The following is an 18,992-nucleotide window of genomic DNA, read 5'->3' as shown; positions in this document are numbered from 1 at the left end:
GCCATGGGGCACCTGACCCGACGCGACCTCAACGCTTCCCGCGAGCGGCTGCGCGACCAGGTCGCCCATGCCCTGCGCGCCGCCCTGATCTCCGGCGAGCTGCGGCCCGGCGTGGTGTACTCGGCCCCCACCCTGGCCGAGGACTTCGGGATCTCCGCCACCCCCGTGCGCGAGGCGATGCTCGACCTGGCCCGTGAGGGGCTGGTCGAGCCCGTCCGCAACAAGGGGTTCCGGGTCACCGAGGTCGACGAACGCGACCTCGACCAGTTCACCGAGATCCGCGCGCTCATCGAGATCCCGACGGTCGGCCGCGTCACCCGGACCGCCTCCCACGAGGACCTGGAGGCGTTGCGGCCGGTGGCGCTGGAGATCGTTCGCGCCGCCCGCGAGCACGACCTCATCGGCTATCTGGAGGCCGACCGGCTCTTCCACCTCACCCTCCTCGGCCTGGCGGGGAACGACCGCCTGGTCGAGACCGTCGGCGATCTGCGCAAGCGCTCGCGCCTGTACGGTCTCACCGCCCTCGACGAGAAGGGCGACCTCATCCCGTCGGCCGAGGAGCACCTGGAGCTCCTCGACCTGATGCTCGCCGGGGACGCCGAGGGCGCGGAGGCCTGTATGACCCGGCACCTGGGCCACGTCCGCTCCCTGTGGGCCAGGAGCGACGGCCCCGCCGAGGGCAGGTAGTTCCTGTCCGCGCTGAGTACGGCTACCGAGCCGGTGCCCGTGCTGAGCACGGCTACCGAGCCGGTGTCCGTGCGGAGCACGACTACCGACCCGGTGTGCTCCCTCGTACGACCGGCTCCGCCGGGAGCAGCAGCCCGCTCGTGGGGGTCGCCGCGGGGTTCTCGACGGCGGTGATCAGCCGGGTGACGAGGGCGTGGGCGATGCCGGACAGAGGCAGCCGGACGCTGGTGAGAGCCGGCTGGAGCAGGGTGCAGAGCGGCATGTCGTTAAAGCCGGCGATCGCGACGTCGGCACCGACGGTGAGGCCCGCCGCGCGGACCGCCTGGTAGGCGGTCAGCGCGAGCCAGTCGTTCGCGCAGACCAGGGCCGTCGGCCGGTCCGGTCCGACGAGCAGACGCCGTACGGCCTCGGAGAGCGCGGCCGGGTCGTCGTCGGGGACGCCGACCTCGAAGGCGCCGTCGGGTGCCGCGGACGCGGACTGCAGCAGGCCGGCCCGGCGGTCGGCGAGCCAGGGCAGCGAGGCCGCGGAGTTCACGTAACAGATCCGGCGATGGCCCTGCTCCAGCAGGAGGCCGACCACGGCGGCGGTGGCGGCGGCCGAGTCGATGTCCACCCAGTTCTGCGGCCGGCCGGAGGCGGTGCGGCCGAAGGCGGCGAACGGGAAGCCGGCCTCGGCGAGCACGTCGACACGGGGGTCGTCGTGCACCACGTCGGAGAGGACGAACCCGTCGACCTGGCGGGCCGCGATCAGCCCCTGGAAGGACTTGGCGACCGCCGCCGCACCCTGCTGGGGGTCGCAGCGGAACAGCAGGACGCGGTGGCCGACGGCGTCGGCTGCGCTCACCAGTGCCTGGAGGAAACCGCCCATCAGCGGGTTGGGGTCGGCGGGGTTGTCGACGGGGGCGGGATAGCCGATGACCTTGCGGGTGCCGGTGCGCAGACTGCGGGCGGACTGGTCGGGCTGGTAGCCGAGTTCGTCGATGGCGGCGGTGACCCGGGCGAGGGTGGTGGCGCGCAGCCGGTGGGGGGCGTTGAGGGCGTTCGAGACGGTCTGGCGGGAGACGCCCGCCGCTCGTGCGACGTCCTCGATGGTCACCTGTCGAGCGGTCATCGTTCCTCTGGGGGCGGTGGTCGGAGGGGCTGGGGACGGCGGACGGCCGTCCCCGGCCCCCTCGTCGTTCAGTGGCCTCGGGTCAGGGTGAGCAGCCCGCCGGTCGGCACCGTCACCGGGTTCACCCCCGGGACGAGGTCGAGCACGGTCTCGGACAGGATCTCACCACGGCAGTCCTGGACGCGGGCGAGGGCCCGTTCCCGCCGGGCGGCCATCAGGAGCACCGCGGGGTCGCGGTCCGCGTTGGCGACGAGCAGGGTCCAGGGGCCGTCCGTGCCGTCCCTCCCGTCCGTGCCGTCCGTGCCGTCCCGCTCCGGAAGGGCGACCGGCAGCGGCGCGTAGCGCGCCACCACGGTGGTGCGGTCGTCGCTCGCGCTGACCAGGGGGTAGCCGAGTTCGGGGCGGGCGGGCTCCAGGTCGCCGCACTGGAGCACGTCGGCGTGACGGCGGAAGACATCGAGCCAGAAGCGGAGGGTGGCGAGCTGGTCGGGGGTCTGCGTGGTGAGGTCGACGGAGATCTGCGGCACCGAGAACAGGGCGTTGACGAGGTGGACGGCCACGGACTCGGGGGTCTCCGCGGAGTTCCACATGATCATGTCGGCGTGGACGGCGAGCGGTCCCGCGGTGAGCCGGCAGTCGACGATGCGCTGGCGGTTCTCGGCGGGGCTGAGCGGGCAGTCCGTGGCGCGGACCATCGTGGCGTACGGCCAGAGGCCCGGGCCGACGTACGGCTGACGGTGTTCGACGATCACGTCCGGCCGGCTGCGGCGGAGGCGGGCGTCGAGTTCGGAGAGGAGCTGGAGCAGGCCCTCGTGGACGGTGGCGCGGTCGGCGCCGGCCGGCGCGGGCGGCGGATCGGCGACGGCGAAACGGTCGATGAAGTCGAGCTTCACCCCGTCCATGCCCCACTCCTCGACGGCGCGGGAGACCTTGTCGATCAGATAGGCGCGGACCTCGGGGTGGCGGGGGTCGAGGACGGCCGCCTCCAGATGGGGCTCCTCGCGCAGGACCATGCCCTTGAAGCGGTCCCAGGCGTCGTTGGACCGGCCGATGAACGGCAGCGCGTACCAGAGGAGGTAGGAGAGGCCCAGCCGATGGACCTCGGCGACATGGGACCCGAGGTCGGGGAAGGCCGTCGGGTTGGGCTCCCAGTCGCCGCAGTGGCCGTAGCCGCGGGTGCGGTCGGCGGTCTGCCAGCCGTCGTCGACGATGACGCTCCCGCAGCCGAGGGCGGCGGCCGCGGCGGCCTGCCGCTCGACGGCGTCGGCGTCGACGTTCTGATGGAGGCTGTACCAGGTGGAGTAGGCGGGCATCCGCGCGGCCGGGGCGACACCGGGGTGGTCGACGCCCTCGGACCACCAGGCGGTGACGGCCCGCAGCGTGGTCGCGAAGTGACGCCCGCTCAGGTCGATCCGCAGCCGCATCGGCGGCCCGTCCGGGGTGAGGTCCTGCTCGACGGTGAACGCGAACTCCCCGCTCTCCTCCACGACACCGGCGCCCACCCGCACGGGCGCGGCGGTCTCTCCGGCGGCGGCGGTGCACAGGGCACGGTCGTGGGCGCCGACCAGGCTGGCGACGGGGGCTCCCAGAGCGAGCGAGACCGTACGGGGGGCGATCCAGGACGGTGGCAGCCAGCGGGAGGCGTTGGTGTCCGGGGTCCAGTAGGCGGTGGCCCCGGCGCAGGGGACGCGCCATTCGGCGCGGAGGGTGACGGCCTCCGCCGCCGCGGTCTCGATCAGGACCACGCCGTCCTCGACCCGGGCGACGCCGGTCTCCCACCGGTCGCCGCCGAGCCCGGTGAGGTGGACGGTGAGCGGTTCTCCGGTGGAGTGGCACAGGCCCGTGGCGAGCCGCCGGTGGACGACGGTGCCGGAGGTGTCCCCGGCCGGCGCGCTTGGCCGCCAGGCCGGGACGGGCTGCCGCGGGTCGGCATCCTGCTGAGCGGCGCTCTGTGGGGCGGTGCTCCGCGGTGCGGTGGTCACGGTGGTCACTCCTTGGTGGCCCCGGCCAGCAGACCGGAGATGAACTGGCGTTGCAGGACGAGGAAGAGGGCCATCACGGGGATGGCGGCGATCGCGCCGGCGAGCAGGACCTGCGCGTAGTTGGTGGTCGACAGACCCTGGAGGGTGGCGGTGGCCACGGGCAGCGTGTACATCTCCGGGCTGCGCATCGCGATCAGTGGCCAGACGAACTGGTTCCAGCCGCCGAGGAAGACGAACAGCGCGAGCGCCGCGATGATCGGCCGGTTGACCGGGATCACGATCCGCCACAGCACGCGCAGTTCGCCGGCGCCGTCGACGCGGGCCGCGTCGAGGAGTTCGTCGGGCATCGACCGCAGCGCCTGCCGCATGAGGAAGATGCCGAAGGGGGTGACCAGGCCGGGCAGGACGACGGACTCGTACGAGTCGATCAGACCCAGGTCCATCATCATCTGGAAGATCGGGATCAGCATCACCGCGTCGGGGACGACCAGGGTGCTGAGGAGCAGGACGAAGAAGAGATCGCGCCCCCGGAAGTCGAACTTGGCGAAGGCGTAGCCGGCGAGGACCGAGACGACGACCGCGCCGACGGTCTGGAGGCCCGCCACCACGAGGGTGTTGAAGAGGACGCGGGTCAGGCCGACGGACTCCTGGAGTCCTTGGAGGTTCTCCATGAGATGGCCGCCGGGCAGCAGCTTCGGAGGCCAGGAGAACACGTCCTTGTCGTCCTGGGTGGCGGCCATGGCGAGCCACCAGAACGGTCCGACGCAGAGCCCGAAGGCGCCCGCGAGCAGCAGGGTCAGCAGGGGGCCGCGGAACTTCATCGGCGCTCTCCCATCAGGCGGACCTGCAGGATGCCGAGGACCGACACGATCAGCGCGAGCGCGTAGGCGAGGGCCGAGGCGTAGCCGAAGTCGAAGTACTTGAAGCCGTTGTCGTAGAGGTACATGGTGACCGTGAGGGTGGAGTTGTCGGGGCCGCCGCCGGTGAGGACGTACGGCTCGTCGAAGAGCTGCAGCGTGCCGATGGTCGAGAGCACCACCGTGAGCAGGAGGATCGGCCGGAGCTGGGGGAGGGTGATGGAGAGGAAGCGGCGGACGGGACCGGCGCCGTCGACCATCGCGGCCTCGTACAGCTCCTTGGGGATGCCCTGGAGGCCGGCGAGGTACATCACGGCGTTGTAGCCGGTGTAGTGCCAGGTGATGACGAGGACGACGCCGACGCGGGCCCAGAAGGGGCTGCCGAGCCAGTTCACCCGGTCGATGCCGAACAGGGAGAGGACCCAGTTCAGCAGTCCCGCGTCGTGGTTGAGGATGACGGAGAACATGACGCCCGCGGCGACCAGGCCGGTCAGCGAGGGGATGAAGACGCCGAGCCGCCACAGCGGGCGCAGCCGGACCTTGGTGGAGTTGAGCCCGAGGGCGACGAGCAGGGCGAGGCCGAGCATCAGCGGCACCTGGACGACCAGGATGAGCGCGGTGTTCTCCAACGCGGTCCAGAACAGCGGATCGTCCAGGAGGCGGCGGTAGTTGGCGAGTCCGGAGAACGTCCGGGCATCGCCGTTTCCGGTGGTGAGGCTGATCCAGAACGAGGCGGCGACGGGGTACGCCTTGAAGACCGCGAAGCCCAGGACGGCGGGCATGATCAGCAGGTACGGGACGGAGCCGCGGGTCAGGAGCCGGCGTCGGCCCGGGCGGGTGCGGCCGGGGCGGGCACTTCCGGGGCGGCGGCGGCCGCCGCGACCGGCCGGCGCGCCGGTGCGGGCACCGGTCGCCGTGGCGGGGACGCGTTCGGACGGGGCGAGGGACATGGTCAGGCCGCCTGCTGCCGACCGGTCTGCCGGGCGAGCTGCTCGGCCGCGGCCTTCAGGGCCTCGGCCGGGTCGGTGCCCTTGAGCAGCACCTGGCTCTGGGCGTCACTGGCGAGCTTCAGGGCGCGGCTGTAGTCACCGGTGAAATTGGTCGCGCCCGATCCGGAGTCGAGCGAGGCCACGAACGACCGCAGGACCTGCTGGCCCCCGTAGAAGGGGTGGGGCGCGCTGAACTTCGGGTCGGCGTACGCCTTCTTGAGGGCGGGGAAGACGCCGCCGGACGCGAACATCCGGTTGATCTCGGCGGGCCTGGTCAGTGCGTACTCGATGAAGCGCCAGGCGGCCTTGCGGCGCTTGCTGGTGGCCGAGACGGTCAGATAGGTGGAGTTGACGACGGCACTGCGTCCTCCGCCGGGGACGGCGGCGGGCGGCTGCATGACGCGCCACTTGCCGCTCTGCGCGGGGAACTTGGTGGCCAGGTACTCGATGGCCCAGGCGGGATACGGGGCCGTGGCGAGCTTGCCCTGGCCGACGAGACGCTTCCAGGTGCCCTGGCCGGCGGTGTCGGCGAGCAGACCGCCGTCGTTGAGCCGCTTGATGACGGTGAGGGCCCGCACGGCCTGCGGGGAGGCGAGCGTGACCCTGCCCTCGGCGTCGAAGTAGAAGGCCCCCTGGAGCTGCATCAGGTTCTGGAAGAAGTCCATGTCCTGTGTGGTGCCCGGCTTGTCCAGCCCGAGCAGCTGGGCGCCGGTGGCGGCACGGATCTTCGGCCCCGCGGCGATGAGGTCGTCCCAGCTGGTGACGGAGGCGGGGTCGACACCGGCCTTCTCGAAGTAGTCGTGCCGGTAGAACAGCCCGAGCGGGTTGACCTCCCATGGAAGGGCGTGGGCGGCTCTGTCCTTGCCCATGACGGTCGGCCACAGGCCCTCGACGAAGGCGTCCTTGTGTTCGTCGGCGCCGAGTCCGGACAGGTCGGCGAAGCCCTCGGGGAACTTCTCCAGGTAGCCGGGCAGATAGTCGACGCCGATGTGCAGGACATCGGCGATGCCCTTGCCGCCCGAGGCGAGACCGACGGTGATCTTGTCCCAGATGGCGGGGTTCCCCACGTCCTGGACGTCGACCTCGATCCCGGGGTTGTCCCGCTCGAAGGAGGGGACGACCCCGCGCAGGGCCTCGGCCGCGGTGGTCCAGCTCCAGACCGTGATCTTGCCGCTGTCGCCGTCGGCGCCGGCGTCGTCGCCACCCGATCCGCCGGCGCCGCAGGCGGCGAGGCCGAGCCCGGCGGCGGAGGCGGTGGCGAGGTGCAGCATCTGGCGGCGGGTCAGCTGGTGGGACATGTCGGCTCCTGGAGGGTGGTACGGGTGGGGGTGCCGCTGCGGGTGCGTGCCGTGCGGTGGGTGAGCGTGCGCAGGGCCTCCGTGAAGAGGTCCGCGGCGGCGGCGGGCGTGGAGGCGTGAGGGGAGAGCCGGATCCACTCGTCCCGACGAGTGGTGATCACCCCGGCTGTTGCAAGGGCGCGGTGAACGACGCCGGGGTCGTGACCCGGCAGGCGGAGGGTGCCGATTCCGGCGCGCTCCTGGGGGCCGAGACCGTCCGAGAGGATCTCGGCGCCCGACTGCCGCGCCCGGTCGAGGAGTTCGGCGAGTGTGGCCCGGATCCGGGCCCCGACGGCGGCCGGGCCGCCCCGGGCGAGCAGGTCGTCGACGGCCGCGCCGAGGGCCGCGGCGGCCGGGAAGTCCGGGTTGGTGGCGAGGTGGGCGGCCGCCCCGGGCAGCGACGGCGCCGGATGCCGTACGGCGAAGGGCTCCGTGACGCCTGCCCAGCCGCCGAGCCCGGGAACCAGCCGCTCGCCGCACCGGTCGCGGATCAGCATCAAGGCGGCGCCCCAGCCTGCCCGTAGCCACTTCTGGCCGCCGCTGACGAGGACGTCGGCGGCGTCGGCTTCGAGCGGTACGGCTCCGAGCCCCTGGATGGCGTCGACGATCAGCAGCCGGTCGGACCCGAGGACCTCCTTGAGGGCGGCGAGCGGGGCCAGGTGGCCGGTGATCGAGTCGACGGCGCTGACGGTGAGGGCGGTGACGTCGGGAGTGAGATGGCGGCGCAGCAGGTCGGGGGTGATGTGGCGCTGCCCGTCGGGGGCGACGAGGCGGACGTCCGGGCCGCCGCGGCCGGCGAAGCGGAGCCAGGGATAGACGTTGGCGGGGAACTCCCCGCGCGGCACGAGGACGGTGCCGGGACCCTGGAGCGCCGCGGCCACGGTGAACAGGCCGTTGCTGGTGGACGGGGCGAGGGCGATCTCGTGGGGCCGGGCGTCGAGGAGCCGCGCCGCGGAGCTCCGGGCGGCGTCGCCGAGGGCGAAGAGCCGGTCGATGTCGGCGGGATCGGCCCGGCCGGCCAGCGCGGTCGCGGCGGCCAGCGCGTCGGCGGCGGGCCGGGAGAGCGGTCCGATCCTGGCGTGGTCGAGATAGCCCGGCCCGGGAGCCGAGGGGGCGGCCGTCTCGGGTGGGCCGGTAGTTTGAGCGTTCAAATTCAGTCCCTCAAAGAGGCCAACTATGTGCTGTCAGTGGGATTTGAAGGTTCACATTAGAGAGAGGAGGACACCCCGGCAAGAGGTTGGACGGAGGTCCCTGCCGACTTTTGGGCGACGTGGCGAGCGGCCTTTCGAGCGGCCGGCCTTCGAACGGCCCTTCGGGCGGAGTGCCGAGTGGCGCGTAGAGTGTGCGCGGGCGCGGCGTGATCACGAGGAGTACCTGTGACCGCGGTCAGCCTTGAACATGCCACCGTCCCCGCCGACGCCGGCGAGGTGACCCTGCTGATAGCCCGCCGGGTGGAGCCCGGCCACGAGGCCGCGTTCGAACGGTGGGCGAAGGGCATCCTCGACAGCGCGGCCGCCTTCCCCGGCCACCTGGGCTACGGCCTCTTCCGCTCGTCGGGCGGAGACGCTCCGTGGTTCCTCGTCCACCGTTTCCGGGACGCGGAGGCATGCCGGGCGTGGCAGGAGTCGCCCGAGCGGGCGGCGTGGTTCGCCGACTGCCGGGGCCACCACCACACCGAGGTCGCCCGGCGTGAACTCACGGGCATGGAGACGTGGTTCGCCAAGCCGGGCTCGACGCGGCCCGCGCCGCCCCGATGGAAGATGGCGATCAGCGCGACCCTGGCGATCTATCCGATCTCCGTGCTCGGCAGCCTCTTCCTCGTCCCGCACCTGACCACGCTCCCCCTCCCGCTCAGCAGCGCGGTCGTGGCCGGTGTCTTCAACGTGCTGATGACATACGTGGCGATGCCGGCGGTGAGCCGACTCCTGCGAGCCTGGCTCACCCCCTAGTGTCCTGAGCCCTTGATCCGTCGTCGATCAATGCACGGGACGTCTGGTCGAAGCCGGCCGAGCTGGTGCTGTCGGATCAAGGACTCGGGACACCAGGGGCGTGACTTAATCGGGTGCGTGAGCATCCGGCCGGGTGATACAAGATCCCGAGTGACTGAGAATCTCGACTTCCGCACCCTGCTGCAGATGATCGACGAGCGGTCCGCCGCGTTCCGCGCCGCGATCACCGCCGCCCCGAGCCTCGACGCCGACGTCCCGTCCTGCCCGGGGTGGAAGCTGTACGACCTGGCGAACCACCTCAGCGAGGGGGACCGCTTCTGGGCCCAGATCGCGCTGAACACCGCGCCGGGCGACGAGCGGCCCACCAAGGACGGGCTGGCGGCGCCCAGGGAGCGCGAGGCCCTGGTGGCCTGGCTGGCCGACTCGACGGAGCAGCTGCTGGCCGCCCTGCGCGAGGCCGGCCCGGACCGGGCCTGCTGGGCCTGGTGGGAGCCGCTGGCCTCGCCGCACACGGTGGCCGCCGGGGCCCGCCGCCGCGTCCCGGAGTCGATGATTCACACCTACGACGCCCAGCTGGCCTCCGGCGCCCCGCAGGAGTTGCCGACGACCGAGGCGCTCGACGCCGCCGAGGAGTTCCTCGCCACCGTCTGCACCGTCACGACTCCGTGGCCGGGGGAGCCCGCCACCATGGACTACCACACGGCCGAGGGCCGCTCCTGGCGCCAGACGGTGGACGCCGCCGGCTCCCGCTTCACCCGCCTCACCCCGGCGGAGGCCGCCGACAGCAAGCCCACCGCAGCTCTCCACGGCACGGCGAGCGAGCTGGCCCTGCTGATGTACATGCGCGTCCCGGCCGACGCGGTGCGGATGGAGGGCGACGCCGGGCTGCTCCAGCGGCTGCAGAACTGGGGCTGATGTCCTGAGTCCTTGATCCGTCGGCAGTATGCGGCGAGGGATCAAGGATCTGGTCGGCGGTCTTGGTCCAGATGCAGGGGCGCTCTGCCGTGCGGTGGCGCCGGTGGAGCGACCCGATGACCCTGCCGGTGGCCGCGTCCAGGGCAGCGAACAGCGTGCTGGTGCCCGCACGCGCGTAGTCGTGGCTCGTCCGTTCCGGGACGCCCGGCAGCACCGGCAGCACCGGCTGGGACCGGTCCCGGACTTCGGTGGACAGCTTGAACGACCTGACGTTCGAGAAGTCGGCGGGTGGCGAACGTGAACAGGTGCTCCTTGGCGGGTCGTAACGCTGCGCCGCCGGTTCGATCTCACCTTCGGATTGAGCTGGACTTCATCCGCTTTGTGAGCAAGGACGATCGCCGAGCTTCCTGATCAACTTCTGAAACGCGTCGCCCCAGGGACGGGTGAGCCCGTCACCAGGACACTGCTCCACTGTCGTCGAAGAATCCGCCGGTCGGTCCGTCGGCGGGCAGGGTCGCGAGGTGAATCGCGATCGCCGCGCCCTGGTGGGGAGTCCGGACGCCCTGGAAGCCGTTGAGGTCGGTGGCGGTGAAGCCGGGACAGCCCGAGTTGATCAGGATGTCGGTGTCGCTCAGTTCCTTGGCGTACTGGACGGTGACGGCGTTGAGGAAGGTCTTGGACGCCAAGTACGCGGCGGGAACCGGGCCCATGTCGATGCCGGGAGTGGTCTGCAGGGTGAGCGAGCCGACGCTGCTGGACATGTTCACGATCCGCGGCGATGCCGAGCCGCGCAGCATGGGCAGCATCGCGTTGGTGACGCGGATGACCCCGATCACGTTGGTTTCCACGACGAGTCGTACGGTCGCGGGATCGACCGTGGTGGGCGTCTGCGGCATACCGCCGGTGATCGCGGCGTTGTTGACCAGGACGTCGAGCCCTCCGGCGCGTTCGGCGATCCGCTCGGCCGCGGCGGCCACACTCGCGTCGTCCGCCACGTCGAGCGGAACGCCGAACGCGTCGGTCCCCGCTGCGCGCAGTTTCTCCACCGCCGCGTCGCGGCGCTGTCGGTCCCGCGCGCCCACGCCGATTCGCCAGCCGAGGGCGCCCAGGCCCGCCGCGATCTCGTATCCGATTCCTTTGTTCGCACCGGTCACCAGCGCGATCGTCTGTTCACTCATGTCGGCAAGCGTGGTGCGGACTCGGGTGGTACGTCCAAGACCGACTGGGTGGGTGGCGATACCGCACGGATATCGGTCGTGGTGAGCGCCGGATACGATGACGCGGTGGAGACGCGGGAGCTACGGTACTTCGTCGCCGTCGCGGAGGAGTTGCACTTCGGGCGGGCGGCCCAGCGGCTCGTCATGGCGCAACCACCGCTGTCGCGGGCGATCCAGCAGCTCGAGCGGCGGCTCGGAGTCGTGTTGTTGCACCGCACCGCTCGCGCGGTCGCCCTGACCGAGGCCGGGTCGGTGCTTCTGCGGGAGGCCCGGGCCGCACTCGACGCGGTCGAGGCCGCCGAGCGCCGCACCCGCCGTGCGGCTGCAGAATCGCCCGGTGTGGTGCTGGCCACGAAAGCCGGTGCCTCCAGCGAACTGTTGTCGAAGCTGCTGGACGCCTATGCCGCCGAGCCCGGCGCGGTCGCCGTCGAGGTGATGCTGTGCGGGCCCGGCGAGCAGGAATGGCTGCTGCGCGACGGGCGTGCCGACGTCGCTCTGCTCCAGCGGCCCTTCGACACGACGGCCGGACTCGACACCGAGGACCTGCACACCGAACAGCAGGTCCTGGTCCTGCCCGCGGGGCACCCTTCGGCCCATCGCCCCCATATGTCGATGGCCGAGGTCACCACCCTGACGGACCTGCCCCTGCCGCGCTGGCCCCGGCGGGGCGGGGGCTGTCAGGACGGACCCGGCCCGCAGGTACGCGACCACACCCAGCTGTTCCAGCTGATCGCGCTCGGGCGGGCCTGCGCGGTCGTGCCCGAGTCCCTCCGAGCCCACCTGCGCGACGATCATGCGACGGTGCCGGTGCCGGACGCACCGGCTGTCACGACCGTCATCGCCTGGCCACCACACAGCCGGTCCAAAGCCGTCGCCGACCTCGTCCGCACCGCGACACGCCTCTAGTCAACGGCAAGAGCGGGTGGGGCGTTCGCTCGGCCTCGTTGCGGCGTGTGCCTCCCCGTGCGGCAACGGTGGCCATGCGTGGTCTGCCGAAGCGGCCCCCGGAATCGACGTCAGCCGGACGGCCGAGATCTGTCTGATCCACAGGCCCCACGAGCAGACCTCGGGACATGCCCGCGAGCCGGCCTCGGGGACATGCCCGCACGCAGATCTCGGGCGCATGTCACAGAACGCCGAGCTGTCTTGTCCAGAAGGTGAAGACAGGCACTGATACGAGGCCTCGGCGACCTCACCCGACTCCGTCAAGGCCTATCTGGCGACCGTGGTCACCCGGATCTCGGTCAACGTGCTGAATTCCGCCCGCGTCCGGCGCGAGGAGTACGTCGGACCGTGGTTTCCCGAGCCGCTGCTGACGGACCCCTACCAGGACCCCGAGCGCGCGGCCGAGCTGGCCGACTCGGCGTCGACGGCAGCGCTGTTGCTGCTGGAACGGCTCACCCCGCTCGAACGCGCGGTGTTCGTGCTCCGCGAGGTCTTCGACTTCGGCTTTCCGGAGATCGCCATCGCGGTCGGACGCTCGGAGGCGGCATGCCGCCAGCTGGCGGTCAGAGCGCGTCGCCACATGACCGAGGGCCGACCGCGGTTCGAGGCCGACCGCCGCGAACGCCGGAGACTCGCGACGCGGTTCTTCGACGCCTTCGCCCAAGGTGACGTCGACGCGCTGCGGGAACTGCTCGCCAGTGATGTGCAGTTGGTCGCGGACAGCGGTGGCAGAGCCCCGCAGTGGGCCGGCGGGTTCTACGGCGCCGAGCGCGTGGTCCAGGTGCTCGCCACCTCCGTCCCGCCGTTCGTCCGGATCGGTGGCGTCGTGGAACCCCGCCAGGTGAACGGCCAGCCCGGCGCGATCTTCCGCGACCGGGACGGGAAGGTCGTCAACACCTGGACGCTCGACTTCCGCGACGGACGGATCCAGACGATCCGCACGGTGAGCAACCCCGACAAGCTCGGACACCTGGGCCCCGTGGCGGATGCCTGGGCGGTCCTGCGCGCAGTGGAGCAGGCCATGCCGAACACCGGCTGATCGAAAGCGCGCCGAGCGCGCTCCGCCCGCTCCGCGTCGCTTTCCCGCCGTTCACTCAACGCCGTAACGGAAGGAAACATCAACCCTCATGCACATCACCGTCTTCGGGGCCAACGGTCAGACCGGCCGTCTCCTCACCGGCCAGGCACTCTCCGCCGGGCATCACGTCTCGGCGGTCACCCGGCGGCCCGCCACCTTCCCGCTGCGCCATGAGCGGCTCGAGGTGGTCGGTGCCGACGTCCTCGACGCCGCGGCTGTCGACGCCGCCGTGGCGGGGAGGGATGCGGTGCTGTCGACGCTCGGGGTGCCCGCAGGGAAGGAGGCGATCAGCACGTCCTCCCGCGGAACCTCCGCCATCGTCGAGGCGATGAACAGGCATGGCGTCCACCGACTCGCAGTGGTCAGTTCGAGCGGGGTCGAGCCGCACACCTACTCCGATGGCGGCTTCCTGTTCAACCGAGTCCTCCTGCCCTACGTGACGCGGGTGCTCGGCAGAACGCTGTACGACGACATGCGGCGGATGGAGGCGCTGGTGAGGGCCAGTGGCCTGGCCTGGACGATCGTGCGCCCGAGCGGTCTCTACCACCTGCCGTCGGTCACCGACCACACCGTCGTCGAGGGCCATGCCGACGGCAGGTTCACCGCCCGCGTGGACTTGGCCGCCGCCCTGCTCGGATTGCTGGACGACTCCCGCCACGTCCGTTCCACCGTCAGCGTGGTCACCACCGCCGAGAACCCCACCCTGCTTCGATGGATCCGCGACGAAGCGCTGAACGGCAAGGGTCCCGCCTGACCCACGGACAACCCGCCGCTGCCACTACGCACCGCACTGGGTGAAGCCCCTGGGCGAGGTGCTGCTCGCGCGGACACATCACGAGCCCACGGCCGACCCGGAGTCGGCCCGGTGGCATCGCCCGGGTCCCGCCGCACGCCTTCTTTCTCCCGCAGCCCGGCCGGCGGCTCGAAGCCGCCCGCCCGGCATGCCTCCGTACGCCGACGCACCCAGGAGGAACGCACACCATGAGTGAGAACCGACGCCCACCGGTGAGCCGCCGCGGATTCCTCGGCGGAGCCGCCGCCGTCGCCGCCGCCACCGCGGTACCCGGCCTCGCCCAGATCGCCGGGGCCGGCCCCGCCGCTGCCGCCGCCCGCCCGAACATCCTGCTGATCGTCACCGACGACCAGCCCAAGCAGACCGAGTGGGCCCTGCCCAAGACCGTCGACTGGCTCGCCGAGCAGGGCGTACGGTTCACCAACGGCCACGTCACCACCCCGCTGTGCTCGCCCTCGCGCTCCAGCGTGTTCTCCGGCCGGCACGCCCACAACCACGGCGTGCGCAACAACAAGGCCTCGTACGAGCTCGATCAGAGCACCACCGTCCAGCGGTACCTCAAGCGGGCGGGCTATCGCACCGGTCTGTTCGGCAAGTACCTCAACTCCTGGACGCTGGCGGACGACCCGCCGCACTTCGAGGAGTTCGCCCTCCTCCAGCCGGGATTCGTCGACCGGCAGCGGAACGTCGACGGCACGGTCCAGACGATCAACGGCTACACCACCACCACCATCATCAAGAACCGCACCCTGAAGTTCATCGACAAGGCCGCCGACGACCCCCGCCCCTGGTTCGCGTACGTCACCCCGTACGCCTCCCACGGCCCCCGCACCCCCGAGCCGAAGTACGCCGACACCGCCGTGCCCGTGTGGAACGGCCGGCCCTCCGTCCCCGAGGACGACCGCAGCGACAAGCCGGCCTACATCAAGAACGCCACCGGCACCCTCGCCGACGGCCGGCGGATCCGCGCCGAGCAGCTGCGCACGCTGCTCTCCGTCGACGACGCGGTCCAGGCCTTCAAGGACAGGCTCCAGGACCTGGGCCAGCTCGACAACACCCTGGTCATCTACATCGGCGACAACGGCTTCGGCTGGGGCGACCACGGCTGGACCGCCAAGTCGGTGCCCTACCGGCAGGCGCACGAGGTGCCGTTCCTCCTGTCCTGGCCGGCGGCCGGGCTGGGTGCGGGGACCGTCGACGACCGCATCGTCGCGAACATCGACATCGCGCCGACCATCCTCGACGCGGCGGGCATCACACCGAGCGCTCCGCAGGACGGTACGTCCCTGCTCTCCTCCCACAGCCGTGACCACCTGCTGGTGGAGTGGTGGAAGCAGGGCACCGGCGCCGGCGGGGCGCCGACCTGGTCCTCGTACGTCGCCAAGGACAAGCAGTACACGGAGTACTACGACCTGACGACCGACGGGAACGGAACGGTCTCCGGCACCGGCCAGGTGAAGTTCCGCGAGTACTACGACCTGGCGAACGACCCGCACCAGCTGACCAACAAGCTGTACCAGGCCACTCCCGCCCAGGAGCAGGCCCTCGGCATTCCCGCCCTGGCGGCCCGGCTCGCCGCCGACCGCGTGTCCTGACCGCCGGTACGGTCACTGTCGGCCGGGCTCCCGTGCGAGGACGCACGAGAGCCCGGCCGTCCCCGTTCCACCCCAGGGCCCCGCCCCTCCCCGTCAGGACCCCAGCACCTCCACGTGGTCGCCGATCGCGACCACCAGGACCCGCGAGCCCGGCTCGGTGGTGCGCCAGCGGTGCCGGACGCCTCCGGAGAGCAGCAGGGTGTCCCCGCGCGCCAGCCGGTGGATCCGGCCGTCGGCCTCCACCTCGGCCGCGCCGTCCGCCACGTACATCAACTCGTCGTTGCGGTGCCGGAACTCGCGGTCCGCCTCGTGCTCGCCGACGAACTCCAGGGCGTGCAGCTGATGGCGGCCGCGCACCACCGGCCGGACGCGTGCCCCCTCCTGGTCGAGGCCGCTGTCGTCACCGGCGCGCACCACGTCGACCGTGCGGGTCTCGTCCGAGGCCGCGAGCAGCGAAACCGCGGTCGTGCCGAGCGCGTCCGCGATGCGTTGCAGGGACCGCATGCTGGGGCGCGCCCGGTCGTTCTCGATCTGGCTGAGGAACGGGGAGGAGAGCCCGCTGCGTTCGGCCATGTCGGCGAGCGTCAGATCGAGCGCCCGTCGCCGTCGGCGGACGGCGGCACCCACCCGCGGTGTGTTCACGGCCTCCATGGATGTTCCGTCCTTCTCCACCCGGCGGCGCCGTTCTCCCAGGTCGACCGCGCCTGACGGCACCTTACGCGGCCCGTGCCGGGAACTCGGAGACGGTTTCGTACTGCCGACACACGCCCGTCACACAACGACCCTAACGTCAAAGTCGATTGCTCTCATCAAAGAAACTTTGACGATTGATGAGCGGCACGTGACGACCGACGGCTGACGACCGACGGCTGATCACCGACGACCTGCCCCTGACCACTGGAGTTCGCCATGCCCCTGATCGACCAGAACTCACGCCGCCGGCGCCCCACCGGCCTCATCGCCTGCGACGACACGGCCGTGTACGACGGCTACACCCTCTACGCGCCGCTCACCGGCACGGGCGAGGTCTACCTCGTCGACATCCACGGCCGTACCGTCCACCGCTGGGACCTTCCCTACCGGCCGGGCCGCCACGCCCGGCTGCTCGCCGACGGAACCCTCGCCTACAACGGCGTACTCCCGGGCGAGAAGGCCCTCTTCCCCATGTGGCACAAGTACCGGGGTGGCGTCATGCTCTGGGCGGCACCCGACGGATCCGTCCTCCGGGAACACCGGGATCCCCTCCAGCACCACGACGCCCACCATCTCGACGACGGCCGCGTCCTCTACACCGCCCTGGAGCCCCTGACCGGTTCCGAGGCCGCGACGGTACGAGGCGGGGTGCCCGGTTCCGAGGCCGCGGACGGTGTCGTCTGGGCCGGCACGATCAGGGAGGTCGGCCCGGACGGCGAACTCCTGTGGTCCTGGCGCGCCGTGGAGCACCTCGACCGTGAGTCCTTCCCGCTCCACGAGGCGTACGCCCGCGAGCACTGGCCCCTGATCAACAGCGTCACGCCCCTCCGTGACGGCAATGTCCTCGCCAGTCTGCGCAGCGTGTCGGCCGTGGTCGTCATCAGCCGCGACACCGGCGAGATCCTCTGGCGCAGCCGACCCGGCACGGTCAGTCAGCAGCACGCGCCCACCGAACTCGACGACGGGCGGCTGCTCGTCTTCGACAACGGCGTCTTCCGGCCCGGACACGACGTGCCCTACTCCCGCGTCATCGAGATCGACCGGGCCGGCGGCGACATCGCGTGGGAGTACCACGACCCGTCCCGCGAGTTCTTCTTCGCGCCCTTCATGGGCTCCGCGCAGCGCCTGCCCAACGGCAACACCCTCGTCACCGACTCCCCGTCCGGGCGGCTCTTCGAGGTGACGAGGGACGGCTATCTGTGCTGGGAGTACGTCGTCCCCCACTTCGGCGGATACGGCGAGAGCGAGGTCCGGGGCCTGTTCCCGTCCGAACCCAACGCCGTCTTCCGCGCCTACCGTTACTCCGCGGCCGAGATCCCGTGGCTGGAGGCGACGGCATGACGCCGACCCGAGGCACCGACTCCGGCACCGGACCGGCTTCCGGCACCGTCCCCGGCTCCGACGCCTCCGCCGCGGCCACTGAGCCGGTCAAGGCCACCGAGCCGGTCGAGGCGCGGGTTCCGTTCCGGCGACTCGCGCCGCTGGCGGCCCAGCACGTCCTGGCGATGATCGCCGCGCCGGTCTCCACCGTCTTCCTCGTCGCGGGAACCCTGAAGATGCCGCCGGGGGCCACGGCCTCGCTGCTCAGCGCCGTCCTGCTGCTGTGCGGCGCGGGCGCCCTGCTCCAGTCCCTCGGCGTCTGGCGGATCGGCGGCCGCCTGCCGTTCGTCATGCTGCCCGGCGGCGCCGCGACCGCGCTGTTCCTCCAGATCGCCCAGGAGCACGGCGCGCCGACCGCCACCGGCGCCGTCCTCCTGGCAGCCGCCCTGCTGCTTTCCGTACTGCCCCTGTACGCCCGGGTCGTACGACTCTTTCCGCCGCTGGTCATGGGCGTGACCGTGCTGCTCATCGGGATCGCGATGATCCGGGTCGCCGCCCGGCTCATCACCGGTCCGGACGGCACCGGTGAACCGCGCGCGGTGCTCCTCGCCGCGCTCACGGTGGTGGCGACCGTCGCCGCGTACGTGTTCCTGCGCGGCGTCTGGCGCCAGACCTCCGTCCTCATCGGGATGGCGACCGGCACGGTCGTGGCGGTGACGACCGGCCTCGGGGCCTTCGCCCCGGCGGGCGGCAGCGGCTTCGCCCTGCCGGACCTCCTGCCGTTCGGGTCGCCGCGGTTCGATCTACTGGCCGCGCTGCCCCTGTTGGTGTTCAGCCTCACGACCCTGGCCGAGATCACCGGGCAGACGGTGCTCAACAGCGAGACCGTGGGCCGGACTCCCGCCCCCGAGCGGGACGTTCCACGGGTCGCCCGCGCCGACGCCCTCGTCTCGATGGTGGGCGGACTGTTCGGCACGTCGCTCATGGTCACCAGCGCGGAGAACATCGGGATCGGCCGGCTCACCGGAGTCCGCAGCCGGTTCGTGACGGCCGGGGCGGGAGTCCTCCTGGTCGGTCTCGGTCTGGCCACGCCGGTGTCGCGCGCCCTGGCCGGCATACCGGAGGCCGTCGTCGGCGGCTCGTCCCTCGTCGTCTACGCCGTCATCGCCGTGATGGGTGTCGAGATGCTCCGCCGGGCCGACCTGTCCGGCACGGGCACGGGCAGCCTGACGGCCGCGCTCGCCCTCACCGCGGGACTGCTGCCGCTGCTCAGCCCGGACCTGTACGCCGGGTTCCCCGCCTGGGCCCGCACGATCCTGGGCAGTGGCGTCGTCGCCGGCACGCTGACGGCCGTGCTCCTCACCGCGCTCCTACGGCCCCTCCGCGGCGCCCGCGCACGTGACGACGACGGGAGAAAGACGGACCCACCGTCCTAGGGTCTGTCGTCACATTCCCGTCTGCCCCGCGACGCCTGGCACGCACTCTCGCCGCACCGGGCGAAAGTGCGAGTACGTCCAGTACGAG

The 18,992-nt window shown here is 71.8% G+C and carries 16 protein-coding genes and 2 pseudogenes; 9 read left to right on the top strand and 9 right to left on the bottom strand.

Annotated features, from left to right (window positions below; translation table 11 throughout):
- Positions 1–3 precede the first annotated feature (3 nt).
- On the top strand, positions 4–687 hold the full coding sequence (locus ACH4MY_RS17615; protein WP_398003933.1) for a GntR family transcriptional regulator: 684 nt from the start codon (positions 4–6) through the stop codon (positions 685–687).
- A gap of 82 nt (positions 688–769) precedes the next feature.
- On the opposite strand, the gene ACH4MY_RS17610 is transcribed toward ACH4MY_RS17615, so the two are convergent.
- From ACH4MY_RS17610 to ACH4MY_RS17585, 6 genes are all read right to left on the bottom strand, one after another.
- The gene (locus tag ACH4MY_RS17610; protein ID WP_398003931.1) at positions 770–1,798 is read right to left on the bottom strand and encodes a LacI family DNA-binding transcriptional regulator; all 1,029 of its coding nucleotides are present in this window, start codon (positions 1,796–1,798) and stop codon (positions 770–772) included.
- A gap of 68 nt (positions 1,799–1,866) precedes the next feature.
- Positions 1,867–3,780 carry a glycoside hydrolase family 36 protein gene (locus ACH4MY_RS17605; protein WP_398003929.1) on the bottom strand — a complete coding sequence of 638 codons (1,914 nt, stop codon included), beginning with the start codon at positions 3,778–3,780 and terminating at the stop codon, positions 1,867–1,869.
- A 5-nt stretch (positions 3,781–3,785) separates the two neighbouring features.
- Positions 3,786–4,601, bottom strand: a complete 816-nt coding sequence (locus ACH4MY_RS17600; RefSeq protein ID WP_398003927.1) for a carbohydrate ABC transporter permease — start codon at positions 4,599–4,601, stop codon at positions 3,786–3,788.
- On the bottom strand, positions 4,598–5,587 hold the full coding sequence (locus ACH4MY_RS17595; protein WP_398003924.1) for a carbohydrate ABC transporter permease: 990 nt from the start codon (positions 5,585–5,587) through the stop codon (positions 4,598–4,600). Before ACH4MY_RS17595 ends, ACH4MY_RS17600 begins: the two co-directional genes overlap by 4 nt.
- A gap of 2 nt (positions 5,588–5,589) precedes the next feature.
- Complete coding sequence (locus ACH4MY_RS17590; protein WP_398003921.1) at positions 5,590–6,924, bottom strand: extracellular solute-binding protein; 1,335 nt, start codon at positions 6,922–6,924, stop codon at positions 5,590–5,592.
- The gene (locus ACH4MY_RS17585; protein ID WP_398003919.1) at positions 6,909–8,114 is read right to left on the bottom strand and encodes an aminotransferase class V-fold PLP-dependent enzyme; all 1,206 of its coding nucleotides are present in this window, start codon (positions 8,112–8,114) and stop codon (positions 6,909–6,911) included. Before ACH4MY_RS17585 ends, ACH4MY_RS17590 begins: the two co-directional genes overlap by 16 nt.
- Before the next feature lie 225 nt (positions 8,115–8,339).
- Between ACH4MY_RS17585 and ACH4MY_RS17580 the strand changes: the two genes are divergently transcribed.
- Positions 8,340–8,912: an antibiotic biosynthesis monooxygenase gene (locus tag ACH4MY_RS17580; RefSeq protein WP_398003917.1), complete on the top strand. Its 573-nt coding sequence runs from the start codon at positions 8,340–8,342 to the stop codon at positions 8,910–8,912.
- A gap of 150 nt (positions 8,913–9,062) precedes the next feature.
- Positions 9,063–9,827, top strand: coding sequence for a maleylpyruvate isomerase family mycothiol-dependent enzyme (locus tag ACH4MY_RS17575; RefSeq protein WP_398003914.1), 765 nt, complete (start codon positions 9,063–9,065; stop codon positions 9,825–9,827).
- Positions 9,828–9,909: 82 nt separating this feature from the next.
- On the opposite strand, the pseudogene ACH4MY_RS17570 reads toward ACH4MY_RS17575, so the two are convergent.
- Together ACH4MY_RS17570 and ACH4MY_RS17565 are read right to left on the bottom strand one after the other, a co-directional pair.
- Positions 9,910–10,062, bottom strand: a pseudogene (locus ACH4MY_RS17570) (IS630 family transposase); the annotation flags it as partial.
- A gap of 217 nt (positions 10,063–10,279) precedes the next feature.
- Positions 10,280–11,005, bottom strand: coding sequence for an SDR family NAD(P)-dependent oxidoreductase (locus ACH4MY_RS17565; RefSeq protein ID WP_398003911.1), 726 nt, complete (start codon positions 11,003–11,005; stop codon positions 10,280–10,282).
- Positions 11,006–11,110: 105 nt separating this feature from the next.
- On the opposite strand from ACH4MY_RS17565, the gene ACH4MY_RS17560 reads away from it, so the two are divergent.
- From ACH4MY_RS17560 to ACH4MY_RS17545, 4 genes and pseudogenes are all read left to right on the top strand, one after another.
- A complete protein-coding gene (locus tag ACH4MY_RS17560) occupies positions 11,111–11,950 on the top strand; it encodes a LysR family transcriptional regulator (RefSeq protein WP_398003908.1) in 840 nt (279 codons plus the stop codon).
- A 268-nt stretch (positions 11,951–12,218) separates the two neighbouring features.
- Positions 12,219–13,028: pseudogene (locus ACH4MY_RS17555) on the top strand (sigma factor-like helix-turn-helix DNA-binding protein); the annotation flags it as partial.
- An 88-nt stretch (positions 13,029–13,116) separates the two neighbouring features.
- Positions 13,117–13,821 carry an NAD(P)-dependent oxidoreductase gene (locus tag ACH4MY_RS17550; RefSeq protein ID WP_398003905.1) on the top strand — a complete coding sequence of 235 codons (705 nt, stop codon included), beginning with the start codon at positions 13,117–13,119 and terminating at the stop codon, positions 13,819–13,821.
- Between the two features lie 227 nt (positions 13,822–14,048).
- On the top strand, positions 14,049–15,455 hold the full coding sequence (locus tag ACH4MY_RS17545; protein WP_398003902.1) for a sulfatase: 1,407 nt from the start codon (positions 14,049–14,051) through the stop codon (positions 15,453–15,455).
- A 93-nt stretch (positions 15,456–15,548) separates the two neighbouring features.
- Here ACH4MY_RS17545 and ACH4MY_RS17540 read toward each other — a convergent pair whose 3' ends face one another.
- Positions 15,549–16,106 carry a helix-turn-helix domain-containing protein gene (locus tag ACH4MY_RS17540; RefSeq protein WP_398003899.1) on the bottom strand — a complete coding sequence of 186 codons (558 nt, stop codon included), beginning with the start codon at positions 16,104–16,106 and terminating at the stop codon, positions 15,549–15,551.
- Positions 16,107–16,364: 258 nt separating this feature from the next.
- Between ACH4MY_RS17540 and ACH4MY_RS17535 the strand changes: the two genes are divergently transcribed.
- Together ACH4MY_RS17535 and ACH4MY_RS17530 are read left to right on the top strand one after the other, a co-directional pair.
- Positions 16,365–17,489 (top strand): arylsulfotransferase family protein, encoded by a 1,125-nt coding sequence (locus ACH4MY_RS17535; RefSeq protein WP_398003896.1) that lies wholly within the window; start codon positions 16,365–16,367, stop codon positions 17,487–17,489.
- Complete coding sequence (locus ACH4MY_RS17530) at positions 17,486–18,904, top strand: uracil-xanthine permease family protein (RefSeq protein ID WP_398003894.1); 1,419 nt, start codon at positions 17,486–17,488, stop codon at positions 18,902–18,904. The genes ACH4MY_RS17535 and ACH4MY_RS17530 overlap by 4 nt, the downstream gene beginning before the upstream one ends.
- The last annotated feature ends 88 nt before the right edge of the window (positions 18,905–18,992 follow it).

This window comes from Streptomyces sp. NPDC017246, from assembly GCF_044331325.1.
Lineage (GTDB): Bacteria > Actinomycetota > Actinomycetes > Streptomycetales > Streptomycetaceae > Streptomyces.
This window is presented reverse-complemented; position numbering and strand designations above follow the sequence as displayed.

Bases quoted from the DNA above. Each gene is read 5' to 3' on its own strand.
- ACH4MY_RS17610 (WP_398003931.1), bottom strand. From the start codon at position 1,798: ATGACCGCTCGACAGGTGACCATCGAGGACGTCGCACGAGCGGCGGGC.
- ACH4MY_RS17595 (WP_398003924.1), bottom strand. From the start codon at position 5,587: ATGTCCCTCGCCCCGTCCGAACGCGTCCCCGCCACGGCGACCGGTGCC.
- ACH4MY_RS17565 (WP_398003911.1), bottom strand. From the start codon at position 11,005: ATGAGTGAACAGACGATCGCGCTGGTGACCGGTGCGAACAAAGGAATC.
- ACH4MY_RS17530 (WP_398003894.1), top strand. From the start codon at position 17,486: ATGACGCCGACCCGAGGCACCGACTCCGGCACCGGACCGGCTTCCGGC.
- ACH4MY_RS17590 (WP_398003921.1), bottom strand. From the start codon at position 6,924: ATGTCCCACCAGCTGACCCGCCGCCAGATGCTGCACCTCGCCACCGCC.
- ACH4MY_RS17615 (WP_398003933.1), top strand. From the start codon at position 4: ATGGGGCACCTGACCCGACGCGACCTCAACGCTTCCCGCGAGCGGCTG.
- ACH4MY_RS17550 (WP_398003905.1), top strand. From the start codon at position 13,117: ATGCACATCACCGTCTTCGGGGCCAACGGTCAGACCGGCCGTCTCCTC.
- ACH4MY_RS17540 (WP_398003899.1), bottom strand. From the start codon at position 16,106: ATGGAGGCCGTGAACACACCGCGGGTGGGTGCCGCCGTCCGCCGACGG.
- ACH4MY_RS17535 (WP_398003896.1), top strand. From the start codon at position 16,365: ATGCCCCTGATCGACCAGAACTCACGCCGCCGGCGCCCCACCGGCCTC.
- ACH4MY_RS17545 (WP_398003902.1), top strand. From the start codon at position 14,049: ATGAGTGAGAACCGACGCCCACCGGTGAGCCGCCGCGGATTCCTCGGC.
- ACH4MY_RS17600 (WP_398003927.1), bottom strand. From the start codon at position 4,601: ATGAAGTTCCGCGGCCCCCTGCTGACCCTGCTGCTCGCGGGCGCCTTC.